The sequence below is a fragment of the Rossellomorea sp. KS-H15a genome (assembly GCF_024195245.1).
Classification (GTDB): Bacteria; Bacillota; Bacilli; order Bacillales; family Bacillaceae_B; genus Rossellomorea; species Rossellomorea vietnamensis.
Genome location: NZ_CP096886.1, coordinates 57,762 through 76,450, shown reverse-complemented (window position 1 = coordinate 76,450; position 18,689 = coordinate 57,762). Strand labels below are relative to the sequence as shown.

Annotated in this window: 17 protein-coding genes; 7 read left to right on the top strand and 10 right to left on the bottom strand. The window is 41.6% G+C overall.

What is annotated here, in order from left to right:
- Window positions 1-128 precede the first annotated feature (128 nt).
- Window positions 129-1,637, top strand: coding sequence for a murein biosynthesis integral membrane protein MurJ (gene murJ / locus M1J35_RS00375; protein ID WP_254652415.1), 1,509 nt, complete (start codon window positions 129-131; stop codon window positions 1,635-1,637).
- 29 nt (window positions 1,638-1,666) lie between these two features.
- Window positions 1,667-2,755, top strand: a complete 1,089-nt coding sequence (locus tag M1J35_RS00370; protein ID WP_254652414.1) for a glycosyltransferase — start codon at window positions 1,667-1,669, stop codon at window positions 2,753-2,755.
- A 52-nt stretch (window positions 2,756-2,807) separates the two neighbouring features.
- Here M1J35_RS00370 and M1J35_RS00365 read toward each other — a convergent pair whose 3' ends face one another.
- A complete protein-coding gene (locus M1J35_RS00365) occupies window positions 2,808-4,190 on the bottom strand; it encodes an O-antigen ligase family protein (RefSeq protein ID WP_254652413.1) in 1,383 nt (460 codons plus the stop codon).
- 301 nt (window positions 4,191-4,491) lie between these two features.
- Between M1J35_RS00365 and M1J35_RS00360 the strand changes: the two genes are divergently transcribed.
- Window positions 4,492-5,538, top strand: a complete 1,047-nt coding sequence (locus M1J35_RS00360; RefSeq protein ID WP_254652412.1) for a glycosyltransferase family 4 protein — start codon at window positions 4,492-4,494, stop codon at window positions 5,536-5,538.
- Window positions 5,539-5,760: 222 nt separating this feature from the next.
- On the opposite strand, the gene M1J35_RS00355 is transcribed toward M1J35_RS00360, so the two are convergent.
- Together M1J35_RS00355 and M1J35_RS00350 are read right to left on the bottom strand one after the other, a co-directional pair.
- The gene (locus M1J35_RS00355) at window positions 5,761-6,579 is read right to left on the bottom strand and encodes an LCP family protein (protein WP_371928702.1); all 819 of its coding nucleotides are present in this window, start codon (window positions 6,577-6,579) and stop codon (window positions 5,761-5,763) included.
- A 439-nt stretch (window positions 6,580-7,018) separates the two neighbouring features.
- On the bottom strand, window positions 7,019-7,654 hold the full coding sequence (locus tag M1J35_RS00350) for a YigZ family protein (protein WP_254652410.1): 636 nt from the start codon (window positions 7,652-7,654) through the stop codon (window positions 7,019-7,021).
- Window positions 7,655-8,161: 507 nt separating this feature from the next.
- Here M1J35_RS00350 and M1J35_RS00345 point away from each other — a divergent pair.
- Both M1J35_RS00345 and M1J35_RS00340 read left to right on the top strand, forming a co-directional pair.
- Window positions 8,162-9,304, top strand: coding sequence for a sensor histidine kinase (locus M1J35_RS00345; protein ID WP_254652409.1), 1,143 nt, complete (start codon window positions 8,162-8,164; stop codon window positions 9,302-9,304).
- 29 nt (window positions 9,305-9,333) lie between these two features.
- Complete coding sequence (locus M1J35_RS00340; RefSeq protein ID WP_254652408.1) at window positions 9,334-10,011, top strand: response regulator; 678 nt, start codon at window positions 9,334-9,336, stop codon at window positions 10,009-10,011.
- Between the two features lie 222 nt (window positions 10,012-10,233).
- On the opposite strand, the gene treR is transcribed toward M1J35_RS00340, so the two are convergent.
- Window positions 10,234-10,956: a trehalose operon repressor gene (gene treR, locus M1J35_RS00335; protein WP_254652407.1), complete on the bottom strand. Its 723-nt coding sequence runs from the start codon at window positions 10,954-10,956 to the stop codon at window positions 10,234-10,236.
- Between the two features lie 118 nt (window positions 10,957-11,074).
- Between treR and M1J35_RS00330 the strand changes: the two genes are divergently transcribed.
- The gene (locus tag M1J35_RS00330) at window positions 11,075-11,683 is read left to right on the top strand and encodes a Cif family virulence factor (RefSeq protein ID WP_254652406.1); all 609 of its coding nucleotides are present in this window, start codon (window positions 11,075-11,077) and stop codon (window positions 11,681-11,683) included.
- Between the two features lie 33 nt (window positions 11,684-11,716).
- On the opposite strand, the gene M1J35_RS00325 is transcribed toward M1J35_RS00330, so the two are convergent.
- The 6 genes from M1J35_RS00325 to M1J35_RS00300 form a co-directional block, all read right to left on the bottom strand.
- Window positions 11,717-11,878 carry an aspartyl-phosphate phosphatase Spo0E family protein gene (locus tag M1J35_RS00325; protein ID WP_254652405.1) on the bottom strand — a complete coding sequence of 54 codons (162 nt, stop codon included), beginning with the start codon at window positions 11,876-11,878 and terminating at the stop codon, window positions 11,717-11,719.
- 72 nt (window positions 11,879-11,950) lie between these two features.
- Window positions 11,951-12,424: a hypothetical protein gene (locus tag M1J35_RS00320; protein WP_254652404.1), complete on the bottom strand. Its 474-nt coding sequence runs from the start codon at window positions 12,422-12,424 to the stop codon at window positions 11,951-11,953.
- Window positions 12,421-12,648 (bottom strand): hypothetical protein, encoded by a 228-nt coding sequence (locus M1J35_RS00315; RefSeq protein ID WP_254652403.1) that lies wholly within the window; start codon window positions 12,646-12,648, stop codon window positions 12,421-12,423. Before M1J35_RS00315 ends, M1J35_RS00320 begins: the two co-directional genes overlap by 4 nt.
- A 105-nt stretch (window positions 12,649-12,753) precedes the next feature.
- The gene (gene treC, locus M1J35_RS00310) at window positions 12,754-14,439 is read right to left on the bottom strand and encodes an alpha,alpha-phosphotrehalase (protein ID WP_254652402.1); all 1,686 of its coding nucleotides are present in this window, start codon (window positions 14,437-14,439) and stop codon (window positions 12,754-12,756) included.
- Window positions 14,440-14,751: 312 nt separating this feature from the next.
- Window positions 14,752-16,167 carry a PTS system trehalose-specific EIIBC component gene (gene treP, locus M1J35_RS00305; RefSeq protein ID WP_034765394.1) on the bottom strand — a complete coding sequence of 472 codons (1,416 nt, stop codon included), beginning with the start codon at window positions 16,165-16,167 and terminating at the stop codon, window positions 14,752-14,754.
- Between the two features lie 286 nt (window positions 16,168-16,453).
- The gene (locus M1J35_RS00300) at window positions 16,454-17,200 is read right to left on the bottom strand and encodes a hypothetical protein (RefSeq protein ID WP_254652401.1); all 747 of its coding nucleotides are present in this window, start codon (window positions 17,198-17,200) and stop codon (window positions 16,454-16,456) included.
- A gap of 481 nt (window positions 17,201-17,681) precedes the next feature.
- On the opposite strand from M1J35_RS00300, the gene M1J35_RS00295 reads away from it, so the two are divergent.
- The gene (locus tag M1J35_RS00295) at window positions 17,682-18,605 is read left to right on the top strand and encodes a peptidoglycan endopeptidase (protein ID WP_254652400.1); all 924 of its coding nucleotides are present in this window, start codon (window positions 17,682-17,684) and stop codon (window positions 18,603-18,605) included.
- The last annotated feature ends 84 nt before the right edge of the window (window positions 18,606-18,689 follow it).

Genomic DNA, 18,689 nt, shown 5'->3' with positions numbered 1-18,689 from the left:
AGCCCCGGTTCATTTTGAACCGGGGCTTTTATCTTTTTACCGTCTTTCATACAATTGTTACTATGTCTCTTCACCTTAGTTTATGATAAGATAAACATGTTTTCATTAAATCTAACAGAGGTATGATTATGTCAAAATTGAAGATCGCCAGTATTATCTTTTTAATTTCAACATTATTTTTGAAGTTCTCCAGTATGCTTAGAGATCTGGTCATCGCCCATTATTTTGGAGCTACTTATATTGTGGATGCTTATAACGCTGCTATGATCATCCCTAATGCCTTTATATTATTTATGTTGACCGGGATGAAAGATGCTTTTGTACCAAGCTTCATTAAGTATGAAAAAGTGAATAAAGGAAAAGAGCATTTAACGAACATCGTTAAAGGGACGTTTATCATAGGGATTGTTATTTCCTTAATCGGAGCCGTTTTTGCCCCTGTATACTTCCCGTTGATGTATCCGGAATTCAATGATGCAGCTATTCAATTAGGTATTTGGACAGCCACAATCTACTTCGCTACCGTTTTCCTGGTGGGAATCAACGCGATATACGAAGGGTATTTCGATGCAAAAGGGAAATACTCGTTTGCTACCTTTTCTCAAACGATTGTTGTGTTATGTACAATAGGGAGTATGGTCTTCCTCCATAAATGGCTGGGTGGTTATTCACTGGCCCTAGGTTATTTAGTAGGGACTGTCATCTCATTTCTAATCAAATTTATATACTTAAAACCTAAGAATTTTATTAATTGGAAACAAAAATTAGATAAAAAAGAAACAATAAATTATTATAAAATATTTCTCCCTGTTGGTCTCACTATCATGGTAGGGCAGATCAATTTAACTGTTAACTTCTTGTTTGCAGGACAATTTGGTGAAGGTGTCATATCCTATTTGAATTATGCTTTCCGCTTAGTCAGCATTCCGCAGGCGATATTCGGAGTGACGACTGCTACTATCATTTATCCAATTCTTGCAAAAGCAATGGCAGATCGAAATGAGGATATGTTTAAAAGAGGGATTGAAAAAGGGTTGAATATGATGATCCTTTTACTTGCTCCAACCTTAACCATCATGATGATTCTTATGCAGGAAGTCATTCAGATTGTGTATGAAAGAGGAGCCTTCAGCAATCAGGCTACAATGGCGACAAGTGAAGTGGCCCTTTACTATATTGGGTCTGTGCTTTTTTATTCGATGCAAGTTATTATAGCCAAGGGGTTCTATACCTTGGAAAAAGGCCATTTGATATTGAGAATCGGTTTATTGTCGGTCGTTATGAATGTGGTCTTTAACATAGTGTTTTCCAACCTAATCGGGTATAAGGGGTTAGCGCTGTCCTCATCTGTAGTAGGATTTATATACACATTATTGTGCTTCATCATCCTTTACCGTATTGCTAATGGATTCGATCTAAGGTTTATGGGAAAAGAATATTCTAAGATTCTTATCACCATGATACCTGTTGGACTGACAGTTTATATTCTAAAAGGGATCCCTGCATTTGAATCCCTTAGTGTATATGTGGAGGTACCAGTGTTAAGCATCATTGGAGTATTGATTTATCTTCCATTACTGTATCTGTTGAAATCTGATCCTCTTAAAATGATTTTAAACAGAAAGCGAAAAAAATAAGGTATCTTTGAAAAGAGAGGATAAAATAAATGAAAATTCATCTCATTGCTAATATGTATCCAAGTAAAGAAGCACCGAGTTATGGAGTCTTTGTGAAAAACACTGAAAAAATACTGGAGTCTGCCGGTTTTGAAATTGACAAAACCGTATTAACGAAATCAAATTCCAAAATAAACAAATTAGTTGGCTATGGTGTTTATTTTTCTAAAATTGTATTAAAGGGACTATTTAACCGATATGACTATACGTATGTGCATTATGCAGCTCATAACTCCTTGCCGCTACTTGTATTAAAGAAACTCAAAAAAAACGTGAAGATCGTCACAAATGTTCATGGATCAGATGTTGTGCCAGAAGTCCCGTCACAAGAGAAATTTCAGCCTTATGTTAAACAACTTCTTGAGAAGTCGAGTAAAATTATTACCCCGTCCCAATACTACAAGGACCTTGTAATTGAGAAATATAAAGTGAATACTCCTATCGAGATTTTTCCCTCAGGCGGGGTGAATAAATCTGTTTTTCATAAAAAAGAAAATAAAAGAGAATTGTTTAAAGAATATGGATTGGTTGACGATGTGCGCTATATTGGATTTGTTAGTAGAATCGATGTGGGCAAAGGGTGGGATATCCTCCTTGATGCAATTTCTTTATTAAAGAAAGAAAACTCGCTGCACAATGTAAAGTTCGTCATCGTGGGGGACGGGAAGCAGCGTGACGAATTCGACAAGAAGATGAAGGATCTCGGTATAGAAGAGGATATTAAACGCTTCTCATTATTGCCTCAGCCGGCCCTTTCGGATATTTATAACTGTATTGAAGCTTTTGCTTTTCCTACTGTTCGCAAAGGTGAAAGCTTGGGGTTGGTTGGTCTTGAAGCAATGGCGTGTGGTGCTCCCGTAATTGGCAGTGCGATGGGGGGCATTCTTGACTATGTGGAAGATGGACGTAATGGCCTACTATTCTCTCCTGGCAGCAGTGAAGAGCTAGCCATGAAAATCAAAGAATACTTTCTATTAGATGAAGCGGATCAGGAAAAGATGAAGAAAGAAGCGGTTAGCAAGGCGAATGAGTATGAAGTTGAAAATATTAAACCGATGCTTATTAGCGTCTTTAAGTAAAACAAGAGCCCCCCATCCGGCCTATCGGGTGGGGGGCTCTTGTTTTACTGATTTATTTATTTGTTTCTTTTTGAGGTTTACCCGTTTCTACCACGAATAAAGCAAAAATTAATGCAAAGTAAATGCTCACAGACGGAGCGGTGAAAACATGACCAGCAAAATACGCTATTCCTAATGTCAATATAATACTGGTCGCCAATAGTACATAACTTGGCTCAAGGAAGCGTGAAAAGTTTTTGAAGATTATTTTTGCTGTTTTAACCAGGAAAAATATGATTGGTGCGATAAAGATAATGAATCCGATAATACCAAATGAGAAGAATAAATCAAAGAAATCCATCTCAATCATTTTCGGCTCTGGTTCATCATAATTACCGGCAAAGCCAAGGCCAAATATTTTCTGTAACATAGGAGAATCCATATAGTCCTCTGTGTGATGGGCCAAGAATTCTTCTCTACTGCTTAGAATAAGGTTTTGCATTTGTTTTGAGTTTAATTTCTTTTCTTCCTTAGATTCACTGTCATCATCCGCTTGGGAGCCGTCATCTACTTGTTCATTGGTATCAAATCCAAGGAAGCCTAAGTGTACATTTATATTATTAAACACTGGTGTAAACGGCGTTGAAAGTAAAAACATAACAAGCAATGCCAATGAAATAACCAAATTACTCTTAGAGTCCTTATTACTCCTTGTTTTCCAATAAACGATAGCAGATACAAATGAAGAAGCAAGTAACACAATTAGTATAGCTCCGTACCCTACTTTCGTTCCAAGCATCAGCAATGATAAGGAGGCAAGAATAACGGGAATCCAGTAGTACACATCCTTGAGAGTCTTTGTCTTTCTAATTGCATATAAACAGATAATAGGAAGAATAATCGCAATGATCGCTCCTATTTCATTACCCGCAAAGAACCAACCAGTGTATCCTATTTTCGCTGATTCATAACTCTCCAGGCTGGTGTTCGTTAACAATGAGATAATCATTGTCACAGAAATGATCAGTGAGGAGATGAGAACGTATTTTAAAGATTTAGAGACATGATTCATTCCTTTTTCCTTCATTAATTTCAGGACAAGGATGAAATTAAGAAACACAATATTGACATATACCACTTTTATAAAGAACTTTATTTCCTGTCCAATATAATAAGGAGATTTTATGAAATAGTTAAGGCCGATATTCAGTACGACAAAAGCACCAAGTATAAGTAAATAAATAAAAGAATTTTTAGCTAATTTACTTCTAGGTACATTAATGAGTATAAAGAATACTCCAATAAACATATATAGAATCCTGATTAATACCCCGAAGGTTGTGTTGCTTTCCAATTGAACCAAGCTATAGGTCGTTAATATGTCGATTACTGGCTGTATTAAGATGAAAAGTAAAAAGAGATTCAAGAACCTCTTACTGTTCAATAATCCATTCATTATGTCAAATTCCTCCAAACGTTTTCGATTCATCTTAAACTAGGATACAATATTTTTGGTATGGGGTAAACGTAAAAATAATTAGATACTAAGGAAGTTTCTTCTTACTATTTTATGGATATATAATAAGAGTGGGTTATTCCTCCTATTTCGCTAAAATTCTTTGAAAATATTAAAATATGTTCCCCATCACAAATTTGTTATGATATAATTCATCAGGGTATAACATTTACATTTTCCAAAAAATACACTAGGTTTCACAGTAGTGAAAATGGGTAAAATATAGTCAAGGAGGATCCATATGCTTTACTTCACATTAATCATCTGTTTTATCCTCTCAATTGTACTAACACCTTTAGTAAAGAAATTCGCATTTAAAATAGGTGCAACTGATAAACCAAACCAACGTAAAGTTCATCAAAAAATCATGCCTCGTCTTGGAGGATTAGCGATATTTTTAAGTTTCATCATTGGAGTAGCCATACTCAGACCGGATAGCCCTTACGCGCTGGGAATTGTTCTTGGAGCATTCGTCATCATCATCACTGGTGTTTTGGATGATATGATGGAGTTATCGGCTAAGGTTAAATTGCTCGGTCAGATTGCAGCAGCACTCCTGGTTGTTTTAGTAGGTGGTGCTGAAATTGAATTCATCAAGCTTCCTTTCGGGGGACAACTTGAATTCGGCTTTATGAGCATGCCACTTACCATTCTCTGGATTGTGGGTGTTACGAACGCCATAAACCTGATTGACGGTTTAGACGGTCTGGCAGCAGGCGTGTCTTCCATTGCTCTGATTACAATATCCGTGATGGCCATTATTATGGGAGATATGTTTGTTTTAACACTTGGATCACTTCTCTTAGTGAGTACTTTAGGTTTCTTATTTTACAACTTCCATCCAGCAAAGATCTTTATGGGAGATACTGGTGCCCTGTTCTTAGGGTATATGATCTCTGTACTGGCCCTTCTTGGATTTAAGAATATTACAGTGATTTCGTTGATTATCCCTGTTATTATTCTCGGTGTACCAATTTCTGATACATTCTTTGCAATTATTAGAAGGTTTGTGAATAAACAGCCATTATCAGCTCCGGATAAATCTCACTTGCATCACTGCTTATTGAGATTAGGATACTCACACAGACAAACGGTTCTGATTATCTATGCAATCGCTGCTATGTTTGGTCTTGCGGCTGTCATTTTCTCTCAAGCAACTTTCTGGGGAGCACTTACTTTAATCGCTGTTTTACTGGTGGCAATTGAAATATTTGTTGAAAGCATTGGTCTGGTTGGGAAGAACTATCAACCACTCCTTAAGATGGTAAAACCACGAAGAGATAATTAAATACTTTATAAGCTCACTGTATATTTTGCAGTGAGCTTTTTTTACCGGTTCAATACTTGTTGTTTAATGCTCGTTACATTGCAATGGGTGATTCTCAAGAGGATATTCCTTTTTGACCGCCCAACTGAATTCCTTTAAAAAGCATGGCACGCCATAATAAAAAGGAAGAACCCACTCTCAGTCAGATTACTAAGTGTGGGTTCTTCCTTTTTATTAAGAATTCTATTCGTTCGCCATATCTTCATCATCATTTTTTTCGCTATTTGTTGAGCTCACTTCAAGGTGTTGTTTTAAATCATAAATCACTTCGTCCAGTGAATCAGGGTCTAACTCCCAGTAATACGTTCCGTCAATATACATATCTTGTCCGGCCAGTGAGAGGGGTTCAATGTCTAAACTCCCTTTCGTTCCATAACTAACAAGTGATTTCATTTCATCAAACGTCATATTTGTTTCCATGTTATTTCCAATGGCTTCAATAATATCATCATACTTAGAAATGGAATTTGCTGATACAGCTCTTTTTACTACCGCTTTTATAATTTCCTGTTGACGCTTTCCACGTTCAACGTCATTATCTTGCTTTCGTGTCCGGGCCAGAGCTAATGCTTCTTCACCATTCAACTTTTGTTTACCTGGTAATAGGTGGATCGCATCGTGGTTGTCTTCAGCATCTTTTTCATACAGCTCATAAGGGACTTCTACATTGATTCCGTTTAAAGCATCAATGACATCCATGAATGCGTAGAAGTTCATTTTAACATAATAATCAACGGGAACATCCATTGTTTCCTCTACCGTTTCAATCGTTGCCTTAGGTCCCCCGAAGAAATGAGCATGATTAATTTTGGTTTTATAATCTACTTCTGGGACATAAACGTATGAATCACGGGGAATACTGACGAGCTTTACGGTTTTATCTTTTTCATTCAAAGTTGCAAGCATAAGTGCGTCCGATCTGGTTTTTTCACCGAAGTCTCGACTATCGCTTCCGTCAACTCCAATAAAAAGTACCGAAACATTATCTTTTTCCGGGTTCACAACCGTTTCCCTCTTATCAGATTTTTCTCTCCCATTTAAGTCTTTATATGAGTTAGAAAACACCGTTTCTGCTTTCTTGTACAGGTATGCACCATATCCAGCAGCAGAGAATGTGACGAGCAGCATAGGAATGATAAGAAAAAATATAATCCGCCTTCTTCGTTTTCTTCTTTTTAAAATTCTCCTGTAATCTCGATCAATGGACATAATAATAAAAAACTCCTTTTGCGGGTGGGATCATTAAAGTGATAAGAATGTTACGATTTTAGGAGGTGTAAATCTCTAATGAGGACTAAACGACATATTTCTTTAACATATTCCCTTAATTCGACTAATTACACCAAAATCAATTTTACTATGTATCACGAGCAGGGTAAAATGAAATTTTCATTACAAAGAAGGGACGGACCTATACATTAGAGGTCCGTCCCTCAAGGTTTTACGATACATCTGCCTCCAGGTACTCCACATCCCCCTCAGAAATCTCAGCCTGCCCATTCGTAAGCTCCGTCATCCAATCAACGAAATGATCCTTTGACGCTTCCTCCACATACACTTCAACCTCAACAGCATCCAAATAATGAATGTCTTTCAATTGATAGTGAGACGACCGGACTTCATTCTCAACCTTACCGAGCCACGTATAATCGATTTTCATCTTCATGACACGCATCAGACGTCTTTCGACAATACCAGTGGCGTTGAGACCTTCTGAGGTAGCCCGCCCATACGCGCGAATCAGGCCGCCTGCCCCGAGCTTGATCCCGCCGAAATAACGTGTCACGACGACGACGGTGTCTTTCAAATCCCGCTTCTTCAACACTTCGAGCATGGGAACGCCGGCTGTCCCACTTGGTTCTCCGTCATCATTCGCTTTCTGGATCATATTCTGCTCGCCGATCATATAGGCAGAGCAGTTATGATTGGCATCATGGTGCTTCTTTTTGATCGATGCGATGAATTCCTGAGCTTCTTCTTCGGTCTCCACCCGATTTACATAGGTGATGAATCTCGAACGTTCGATATTGATTTCATTTTCTCCAAAACCCTTGACGGTATTATACTGATGTAGCAAAATCATTTCTCCTTTCATGATTGCCGCAGCTTGCGACAAAGTCCGCGCTTATATCCTAATTCTACTATATAGAAAAATGGTGAAGAATGCACAATTCGAGTACCTTTTCGAGGCAAAAACTGGTTCTACATGAAATAATGGTAATACAATGTAATCAAACTTTAATCTCCGACAATATGTGACATGGTATAATGGACGCTGATAGTAATACTTCAGTTGTTCCAACGCTTCTTTAGGGAAGCCGAATGGTCTAGATAATTGCCATTGTTTCTCTATTATTCCTGGAGCGAATAATCCCTTGGTAGAAGTATTACATAGGAATATGCCTAGATGAATAAAGGAGTTTCGTGACTTTCCATTGAATTGATAATAGGTACGATCTAGTATAGATGAACAGTAGGTCTATGGGCATGTTGCCCTGTACGAATAAAACCGATTATTACTATGCAAGGATAGTTTTCTTGAAGCTAGGCGGACGACTATTGTGGAACAAAAGAGGGGTGTACCGTGTCACTTAAAAAAATAGACACCAAGATGTTGGATAGCATCCTGAAAAAGATGGTCGATACGGTTGACGAAAGTAAGGATGAGATCTTTCAGATTGGCGAGCAATGTCGAACTGATTATGAAGAATTGATGAGAGAATTACTGGAAGTGAAAGAAATGGTCCTGAGGGTGATTGATGAAGGAGATGACCTCCAACAGAATTCGAAGTTTGCCCGGCTCAGACTTTCTGAAGTCAGCAAGCATTTCCAAACCTATTCAGAAGACCAAGTAAGAGAAGCGTACGAGAAGGCTCATGACCTGCAGATGAAGCTATCCATGAACCGACAGCAGGAAAAGCAGCTTCGGGACCGCAGGGATGAACTGGAAAGACGCTTGCAGGCACTTGGGGACACGATTGAAAAGGCAGAGAATCTCTGCTCGCAGATTTCCGTCGTTCTCAATTATTTGAATAGTGACTTAAGGCAAGTGGGTGAAGCGCTTGAGGACGCGAAGCAGCGCCAGGATTTCGGTCTCAGGATCATCGAGGCCCAGGAGGACGAGCGGAAGCGCTTATCCCGGGAAATCCATGACGGCCCTGCACAAATGATGGCCAATGTGATGATTCGCTCGGATCTGATTGAACGAGTATTCAGGGAAAAGAGTACAGAACATGCCATCACGGAAATCCGCGATCTTAAACGGATGGTCCGCTCAGCCCTTTATGAGGTCCGCCGCATCATCTATGATCTCAGACCAATGGCGCTTGATGACCTCGGGTTGATACCGACCCTCAAAAAATACTTGAGTACAATCGAAGAGTATAACCAGGAGACCTCCATACAGTTTGTGAATATGGGGCTCGATATCAGACTTCCTTCCAAATTCGAAGTCGCTCTGTTCCGATTGGTACAAGAAAGTGTCCAGAATGCCCTTAAGCACGCAGAAGCCACGCATATCCAAGTTAAAGTAGAAGTAAAGAAAGACCAAATAACAGTTGTCATCAAAGACAACGGCAAAGGATTCGATAAAGACAAACAAAAAACAGGATCCTTTGGAATCATGGGGATGAAAGAACGTGTCGACCTTCTCGAAGGAGACATCACGATCGACTCAAAAGTAGGAGCAGGGACGGTCATACTGATCCAGGTTCCGCTTAATATGTAAATTTTCGAAGGTTTAGGGAGGCGAAAGACATGGCAACAAATATTGTTATCATTGACGATCATCAGCTTTTCAGGGAAGGGGTTAAACGAATCCTCGAATTCGAACCTTCTTTCAACGTAGTAGCAGAAGGTGATGACGGTTCAGAAGCAATGAACCTCGTCGAAACACACGAACCAGACGTAGTCCTCATGGATATCAACATGCCTGAGATAAACGGCGTCGAAGCGACTCGTGAGCTAATGGACAAGTATCCTGATACCAAAGTCATCATCCTGTCCATCCACGATGACGAGAACTATGTGAACCATGCGCTAAAAACAGGGGCTCTAGGTTACCTATTAAAAGAAATGGACTCAGACGCACTTGTGGACGCTGTGAAAATCGTCGCTGAAGGCGGTTCATACGTCCATCCTAAAGTGACGCATAATCTGGTTGCAGAATACAAGCGCCTGGCAAACGCCCAGAACTCAGGCGGGTTCCAGCAATCCGAAGTTCGCCGCCCGCTTCACCTGCTAACGCGCCGCGAATGTGAAGTCCTGCAAATGCTTGCAGACGGTAAAAGCAACCGCGGTATTGGTGAAGGATTGTATATCAGCGAAAAGACTGTTAAAAATCATGTAAGTAATATACTTCAAAAAATGAACGTGAACGACCGTACCCAGGCAGTCGTGACTGCAATCAAGAACGGTTGGGTGGAAGTACGATAAGTACCGGTTGATAGATAAAGTATTGTTAATTTGTTGTTGAGAGAGCGACCCTTCCTGGTGGAGGGTCGTTTTTGATTTGTTTGAATGGGTATGGGGGGGGGTTGGTGGTTCATCTGGTGAAGAAAGGGTTAAATTCAGTTGTTGAATATAGGCTGTAATTCAGCAGGTGAAATCAACAGACAGTCAAAAAAATCCACTCCCCAAACAGGAAGTGGACCCTACCTAATGCTTTCTCCGCGCAAAATCCACAAACCGGAACATGTCCAGTCTGTGCCGCGATTCTGTATACTCGAACAACGTTGCATCTTTTAGATGGACAAAGTTCTTCACGACCACCACATGATCATATTCATTCAGGTCCATGTACTCCCGGTCCTCATCCGTACATTCTTCCACGACAATTTCTTTTTTGGCAAAATCGATGGGCAGTCCTAGTTCTCCTTCGAGATATTCGTAGATGGAGTTCTCACATATTTCTTTTGTCAGGAGAGGGACTTTGTCTTTGAGAAAATAGGACTTGTCCAGGATGATCCTCTCGCCGCCGATCTTGCGGGAGCGGACGACTTTCCATATTTCAGCGTCACGGGACGTCTCGAGCTGAGTAGCGATTTCATCATCGGCTGAGATCAACCCGAAGTTGTGGACGAACGTTTCGATCTGATCGCGACCCATGGAGGTCTGGAGCTCCTTGAAGCTTACAAGCCCTGAAATCGGAAAACTCATACGGGACACGTCGAGCACGAGGGAGCCTTTTCCACGCAGTTTCTGTATCAACCCTTTTTGAGCCAATAATGTAAGCGCTTTACGAATAGTCTCACGTGAAGTGGCGTAGATCACCGAGAGCTCGTTTTCCGATGGCAGTATCGAGTTCGCTGTGTACGTGCCATTTTGTATTTTTTCAGAGAGATCCTCGAAGATTTGTTGGTATTTATTGCTTTTCGTCATAATATCACCTGCTATTATTTTACCATAATTATTAGGAAGAAATGAGATTCAACTTGAGTGTTGTGAATATTTTCAATAGAATGGAGATAGTGCAAATTTTAGAAAAGGGTGAAGAGCATTGTCGAAACAGCATTGGAAGAAAATCATGTTGGGAATTGGCATGAGTACACTACTATTGGGTGCTTGTGGGGCAGACGAAGAGAAGAAGGAAGACAAGGATACGGCAAAGAAAACGGAAGAGGTCAGCCCGAAAGATGATCCTGCGACTGATGAAGCGGCATCCCTGACCCAAATGACGCAGATCGTGGAGGACGCAAGTGAACTGAAGGAAGCAGAAGGGATCCCTGCAGAGGAAAAAACGGCGATCGACGCTGCCTTTAATCAATATATCAATGCCTTTAACGAAGAAGATTTCGATTCATACATGAGTGTCATCTCGAAGACACCGGTAAACTTTAAGTATGAAGATGAAGAGCGCTATGTGAAGCAGATCTTTGATTCCGTCGATTCGAAGCGTACAGTGGATAATGTGAAGATCATCAATTATGCCGGCAAGAAAGCGGATGTCTATGCAGAAATCAAAGCAACGACGAAGGACCCGAACAGTGATAAGGAAGTGACCCGTTCAGGAAAGCAGGTAACCGTCTTCCATAAGAAAGAGGATGGATGGAAGGTTGCAGCGATTTTCTTCTTGGCCAGTGAGGGAGAAGAGGAAGCGACGGAATAAGATAAAAGGCTGCGTTGGTGCGCAGCCTTTTATTTATTTCAACCGTTGATAACGGTTGAATAGTTCATCAAGTTCCTGACTGAGTTTTACGGTTTCAGGATGTGAGAAACCATGGTAAAGCGCAAAATATTTAAGTTCGACACGCTTTGTTTCTATTTCTTGCAAGAGAGTTTGAACTTTGGTTGTTGCGTTCATTGCAGGAACTCCTTTTAGCTTTATTATCCCATAATAGAGAATAAATGTTAACTGTGAAATCCAACTAGTTTACTAATTTGTGTTTTTCTTGAAAAACTTTGTACGCACCACTAAGAATATAGTGGCAAAGCTATAGTTGAGGATACTTGAAGCAACTAATGCCATAAACGGCTGGTCGGGTAAGTCTCCTTGTGTGAAAAAGTTCAAAACAATGATGAATAGAGAGAACGTCCCGCTGAGCATCGTAAGGATGGCAAAAAGCATCAGCACCGTACGGGAAATCTGTTTCATCGGTCGTTTTTCCTGAATAAACGACTCAATTTTACTGCTGACCTTATTTCGTAAAAAATGTCGAATGATAAGAGGCACTGCACAGACCCCATACACCACCCCGGCAAAAAGGAGAATTGCAGGTAGCTGTGAACGGAGGTCCTCCTTCGGTATCCCCCAAAATAGTAAAACGAGCAATGAGATTGTTCCCATCAAACCGATGAATATAGAAAAAAATAATAATGAGAATCGAATGGTTTTTACAGATATATTCACTGGATTTCTCCTTTAAAGAATTTCTCTCTTACAATTAATGAGATTGCACAAGTTCCGTATATGTAGATCGCCAGCATGGAAAGAGGGAGGGCGACGCTTGGGATTTCGTCTTTAGGGATAACCCGTAACAAAAGTACACCCAGCATAATAGTCCCACCTGTACCCATTAATATGGGGTACAATAATAACGCGGTTTTTACCGCTTTTTTCTTTTGATTGTTCATAAGCATCCTTTCATTAGAAATTTGTAGTACACAATACCCATAATTTTACTAATGTAACCATAAAAAAATAACGTTCAGGGCCAAAACCCCAAACGTTATTTTACCTTATTTCGTCAATCGAAACACAACAGATTCATATGGACGAAGCGAGATTTGAGTATACACATTCTTCGCATCCTCATAATTCGAAATCAGAACCTCACTAGACCAGCCTTCCACATTCACCTCGTCAGGAAGCGTGAACTGTGTCTCGCGGGCATAGAAGTTATTCACCACAAACAGCTTCTCTCCGTCACCATTCCGTACATAGGCAAAAATGTCAGGGTGATCTTCCAGGATCAGCTGGTAGTCACCGTCGACGATGATGTCGTATTCCTTACGGAGTCGGTTCAGCTTCTGGTAGTGATAGAAGACAGAGTTTCCGTCTTCCAGCGCTTGTTCCGCATTGATTTCCTGATAGTTCTTCGCAACAGGGATCCAAGGGGTTCCGCTTGTGAACCCGGCATTCTCGTCACTGTTCCACTGCACAGGTGTCCGTGAGTTGTCACGGGACTTGTGGCGGAGGATCTCCAGGATCTCTTCTTCCGTTCTTCCTTGTTCCTTCAATATATTGAACGTATTGAGGGACTCTACATCACGATACTCCTCGATGCTCGTGAACTTCGGATTCGTCATCCCGAACTCTTCCCCCTGATAGATATAAGGGGTACCCTGCATCATATGAATCGTCGTCGCGAGCATCTTCGCCGATTCGTTCCGGTACTCACCGTCATCACCGTAGCGGGAGACGATCCGCGGCTGATCATGGTTGCACCAGAAGAGGGCGTTCCAGCCGCCGCCTTTGTTCATTTCATGCTGCCAGGTAGACAGGATCTCCTTCAATTTCAGGAAGTCGAAGTCAGCAACCGACCATTTCTCCCCGTTAGGATAATCCACTTTCAAGTGATGGAAATTGAACGTCATGCTGAGCTCGTTGCGTTCCGGGTTTGAATACTTGATACAGTTGTCGATCGTGGTGGAAGACATTTCCCCAACGGTCATGATGTCGTATTGAGAAAAGACTTCCTTGTTCATTTCCTGCATATACTCATGGACCTTTGGCCCGTCCGTGTAAAACTTGCGTCCGTCCCCGGGAGCGACCGAGCCGTCATCGTCAGGGAAAGCCTGATCTTTGGAAATGAGGTTGATCACGTCCAGGCGGAAGCCATCGACACCTTTCTTCAGCCAGAAGTGCATCATGTCATAAAGCTTCTCGCGGACCTTATCGTTCTCCCAGTTCAAATCAGCCTGGGTGACGTCAAAGAGGTGAAGGTAATATTGACCTGTTTCTTCATCATACTGCCATGCGTTCCCCCCGAACTTCGACTGCCAGTTGGTCGGCTCGGAGCCGTCCTCCTTGCCGTCCCTCCAAATATAGAAGTCACGGTACTCATTGTCCTTCGACTTCCGGGACTCGATGAACCATTGGTTCTCTGTCGATGTATGGTTGATCACGATGTCCATGATGATCTTGATGCCGCGGGAGTGGGCTTCCTCCAGAAGCTCATCGAAATCTTCCATCGTTCCGTATTCTTCGTGAATATTGAAATAGTCGCTAATATCATAGCCGTTATCATTCTGAGGAGACTTATAAATCGGCGTGATCCACACCACATCAATCCCAAGCTCCTTCAAATAATCCAGCTTCGCCGTAATCCCCTTAATATCCCCAACGCCATTCCCCGACGTATCATAAAAACTCTTCGGATAAATCTGATACACAACCGACCTCTTCCACCAAGCTTGCTTCATACCACATGCACCATCCTTCACATATTTTTGAGGGACGGACCTCAACTTTTTAGCTCATCCGCCTCATTTATTTAATGTCATCATTGTTCTTAAGTCTATATAGAGGGACGGACCTTCCATTCTCCGCCCCAAACCCTTATTTCATAGGAAAAGACGCTCCAAAACAAGCAGATTTGAAGGTCCGTCCCTCCAATTGAAAAGGGAGACAAACATCCCCATCACTATCCCTTACAGGTGAGTGCTAAGAATTGATTTGTCCCCCTTAGTTTAACTTGTATATACAAGTTGGTGTAACTGTTTTCTCTCTATTGTTTATGCTGGTTCGTTTTTGCTGAATTTGGACCAGACGATGGTCAGTACGAACGGTACGACGATACAGATGGCCATTCCGATGAAGAACGGAAGCCAGTATTCAGGTATGATCGATAGGAATCCAGGCAATCCACCTACACCGATGGAGAATGCTTTCGTTCCTGTCATCGCTAAGAGTACACCACCAATGGCAGAACCGATCAAGGCACTGATGAACGGGTAGCGGTAGCGCAGGTTGACCCCGAACATTGCCGGTTCTGTAATTCCAAGATAAGCTGAGATGGCAGACGTACCAGCCAGGCCGCGAAGCTTTTCGTTTTCTTTCTTGGCCACAACCATCATGGCAAGTGCTGCTGAACCTTGTGCAATATTCGATAGGGCAAGGATCGGCCATAGGAAGGTTCCACCTTCACTACCGACGAGCTGCAAGTCTACTGCAAGGAAGGTATGGTGCATACCTGTGATAACCATGACGGCGTATAATCCACCATACAGGAGACCACCTAACCATGATACGTGATCGAACACCCACACGACGCTGTCTGTCAGCATGTTACCTATGAAGAAGGTCACAGGTCCGATCAGGATGAATGCAGCGAATCCGGTAATCAGAAGGGCCACAGGAGCCACGACCAATAGCTTGATGGAGTCATGAACTCTCTTATCCAGGAACATTTCAATTTTCGCTAATAAATAGGAAGCGAATAGAATTGGCAATACCTGTCCTTGATAACCAATCTTGTCGACCTCAAATCCGAATAGGTTCCATGTAGGAATCTTTTCAGCACTTGCATACGACCAGGCGTTCAGTAAGTCCGGATGTACAAGCATAAGACCTAATACGATACCGAGTAATGGACTTCCGCCGAAACGCTTGACCGCTGACCAACCGATCAACCCTGGCAGGAACACAAAGGCGGTGTTGGCAATCAAGTTAATGATCGAGGCAAAATCAGCCCACTGCTTATGCACATCGATGACAGATTTCTCATCATAGAAAATCCCCGGTCCGGTCAGAATATTATTCAGACCCATCAACAAACCGGCCGTTACGATTGCCGGCAGGATCGGAATGAAGATATCCGCCAGTACCTTGATCGCGCGCTGCAGGGGATTCAGGTTCTGGGTAGCCGCATCCTTGACATCCTGCTTCGATGCATGCTCGATCCCTGTTTCCTCAGCTAGTATTTGATACGCTTTATTCACAAGACCTTGTCCAATGACAACCTGGAACTGACCGTTGGAGGAAAAGGAACCCTTCACCAGATCAATTGCCTCTAATCTTTCTTTATCCACTTTCTTCTCATCATTCAGCACAAGCCTCAGACGAGTCACACAGTGCGTGGCCGTGCGGATATTATCCTTGCCGCCAATCGCTTCAATGATTTCGAGAACGTCTTCACGTTTCACGCTCATGAAATTCCCTCCCTTGGAATGGTGAAAGCTGCCGGGCGCCTAACTTGTACCCGCTTTCATTTCTATTAATGGAATTCCCCTAAATAGTATGAGAAAAACGCTTTACATCATGCTTTTGTCAAAACGCTTTCATTTTACGGGGAGTGTTGTATATACAAGATATACTTTTATTGTATTCATGTATATACAAGTTGTCAACGAAAAAGTGTATCCGTTTACATTTAAGTTGGTAGTGATCATAAAAAAACCTTGAGGCAACTGAATGCCTCAAGGTTTAATAGAGTCCTTAAAAGGTTCTCCCGTTAGTAAGGATCCCAGTCCTCACACCAACAAAGAACTTAACCATTTCATTATTGTCCCACTTCACAACGAATTTGATCGCTTGTTCAGGAATATCATTTGAGATGTTTATTTTGTTGCCTGCTTCTTCTATTTCTTTGAAATCCTTCCCATCATGGTAGTAAGCATAAATAGTGGGCTCACCCTCACTATTCTCAAATGAAAAATCGAGTGTAGCGGGTGAAGTCATCGTTATTTCCTTCACATTCTTCACTTTTTCCTCAGGAAGGGGAAAAGGGTCTGTGCCATAGACACAACCTTCACCGTCTGGAGTCCAGCAATAGCTGCTTTTGATGGGAATCTCTTCTCCATCGAATGTCAGAGAAACTTTAGGTGAGCCTTTTTCATTAATCTGTGTTGAAGATTGACTGGCCAAGAAGCCTGTATAAAGAGAAGGGCCAACGTACAGTAAATAGACTGCTGCCGGAATCAGAAAAATTCCTTTTACAAACCTGCCCCTAAGGTCAATTTTTTGATAAATCACTTCATCTACCACATAGAAAATAGTAGAAGCGAAGATCGGTACACCTGCATAGGGCATAGATAAGAGAGGTAAGGCATGGCCAAACATAATCACGCTGACAAGAAAGGCAGGAAGAATATGAATAATGAAGTTTATTATATGAATATACTGCTTCATTTTCCTTGTGACCACTCCCGCAAGAATCGTCACAGGAATACCAACCACAATCATTAACACTCCGCCGACTATAGAAAAAATGCCTACCGACTGAAGGTGAGATTCGAGAGGGAAAAGAATAGGTGTGAGCAATAGTACCAGAACAATTGAGAGAAAGACTGCTTTTAGTTTACTTTTTATCATGGAATCACCTGCAAGTTTGTTACTAAAAGTATATCAATAGAAAGAAATGGATTCACTACTTTCATTTAATACTTTTCGTATATGTTCCTCCAAATGATAGTCATGACTGGTAAAAAGGTGATGCCAAAGCTAACGAAGTGGTCATAAATTAGGAAATTCACTTTGTTCGTGGAATTTCCACACTTTAATGTTAATTGGAATTAGAACCATAAAGTACCAAGTGTGATTATACTGGGGTTTCTTCCTGATATTTCTTCATATAAGAAAATAAGCCTATTAAAATATCTGTCTATTTCATAGATAATGGACAAGCACTAAAATTCGACACTATCTATGAAGAGGAGACATTTTTTTGAAGAAAACAATCATTGCCTTTACAACTGCTGCACTAGTCTCGACAATGGCTGCCAATTCAACGGAAGCGGCTTCTTACCGCGTACAATCAGGTGATTCCCTTTCCGTGATTGCATATAAATATGATACATCCGTTTCAAACCTGAAAAACTGGAACAACCTGAGCTCCGACTTGATCTATGTGAATCAAGTACTGGAAGTATCGGCTCCAAGCAGTTCTTCTGCCAAAACCTATACCGTCCAATCAGGGGACTATCTATCAAAAATCGGTGCCAAATACGATGTATATGTGGCCGAATTAAAATCATGGAACAACCTGAGTAGTGATGTCATCTACCCTGGTCAAACCTTGATCGTTTCTTCCGGCGGAACAACCACGCCACCACCATCAACAGCATCAAGTATATACACAGTACAATCAGGAGACACCCTGTCACATATCGCCGTTCGTTATGACGTGAGCGTATCATCCATCAAGTCTTGGAACGGGTTAAGCTCAGACACCATTTACGTCGGGCAAAAGCTTTCCATTAACGGTACCTCTGACGGAGGAGGAACAGAGACCCCATCATCAAACGTCGTCGACATCGCCAAGAAATATGTAGGAACTCCGTACGCATGGGGAGGCACATCACCATCTGGCTTCGACTGCAGCGGATTCATCTACTACGTCTTCAACCAGGCAGGACAATCGATTGCACGTACGAACACAGAAGGCTACTACAGCAAATCAACCTTCGTATCCAGCCCGAAACCAGGCGACCTCGTATTCTTCGAAAATACGTATAAAGCCGGCATCAGCCACATGGGTATCTACGTTGGAAACGGGGAATTCATCCACGCATCTGACAGTGGGGTAGTGGTATCGAAATTGAGTAATACGTATTGGAATCCTAAGTTTGTTGGGTATAAGAGATTTTAAGTTTGATTGGAGCGTCCTGCCTTTGATGGGTGGGGCGCTTTTTATAGTTTCACACCAAAAAAAAACCGCCCGGAATCCCATCCC

Bases quoted from the DNA above. Each gene is read 5' to 3' on its own strand.
- M1J35_RS00315 (WP_254652403.1), bottom strand. From the start codon at position 12,648: ATGAACAATCAAAAGAAAAAAGCGGTAAAAACCGCGTTATTATTGTAC.
- M1J35_RS00370 (WP_254652414.1), top strand. From the start codon at position 1,667: ATGAAAATTCATCTCATTGCTAATATGTATCCAAGTAAAGAAGCACCG.
- M1J35_RS00325 (WP_254652405.1), bottom strand. From the start codon at position 11,878: ATGAACGCAACAACCAAAGTTCAAACTCTCTTGCAAGAAATAGAAACA.
- treR (WP_254652407.1), bottom strand. From the start codon at position 10,956: ATGACGAAAAGCAATAAATACCAACAAATCTTCGAGGATCTCTCTGAA.
- M1J35_RS00300 (WP_254652401.1), bottom strand. From the start codon at position 17,200: ATGATTGTGGTTGGTATTCCTGTGACGATTCTTGCGGGAGTGGTCACA.
- treC (WP_254652402.1), bottom strand. From the start codon at position 14,439: ATGAAGCAAGCTTGGTGGAAGAGGTCGGTTGTGTATCAGATTTATCCG.
- M1J35_RS00340 (WP_254652408.1), top strand. From the start codon at position 9,334: ATGGCAACAAATATTGTTATCATTGACGATCATCAGCTTTTCAGGGAA.
- murJ (WP_254652415.1), top strand. From the start codon at position 129: ATGTCAAAATTGAAGATCGCCAGTATTATCTTTTTAATTTCAACATTA.
- M1J35_RS00360 (WP_254652412.1), top strand. From the start codon at position 4,492: ATGCTTTACTTCACATTAATCATCTGTTTTATCCTCTCAATTGTACTA.
- treP (WP_034765394.1), bottom strand. From the start codon at position 16,167: ATGAGCGTGAAACGTGAAGACGTTCTCGAAATCATTGAAGCGATTGGC.
- M1J35_RS00365 (WP_254652413.1), bottom strand. From the start codon at position 4,190: ATGAATGGATTATTGAACAGTAAGAGGTTCTTGAATCTCTTTTTACTT.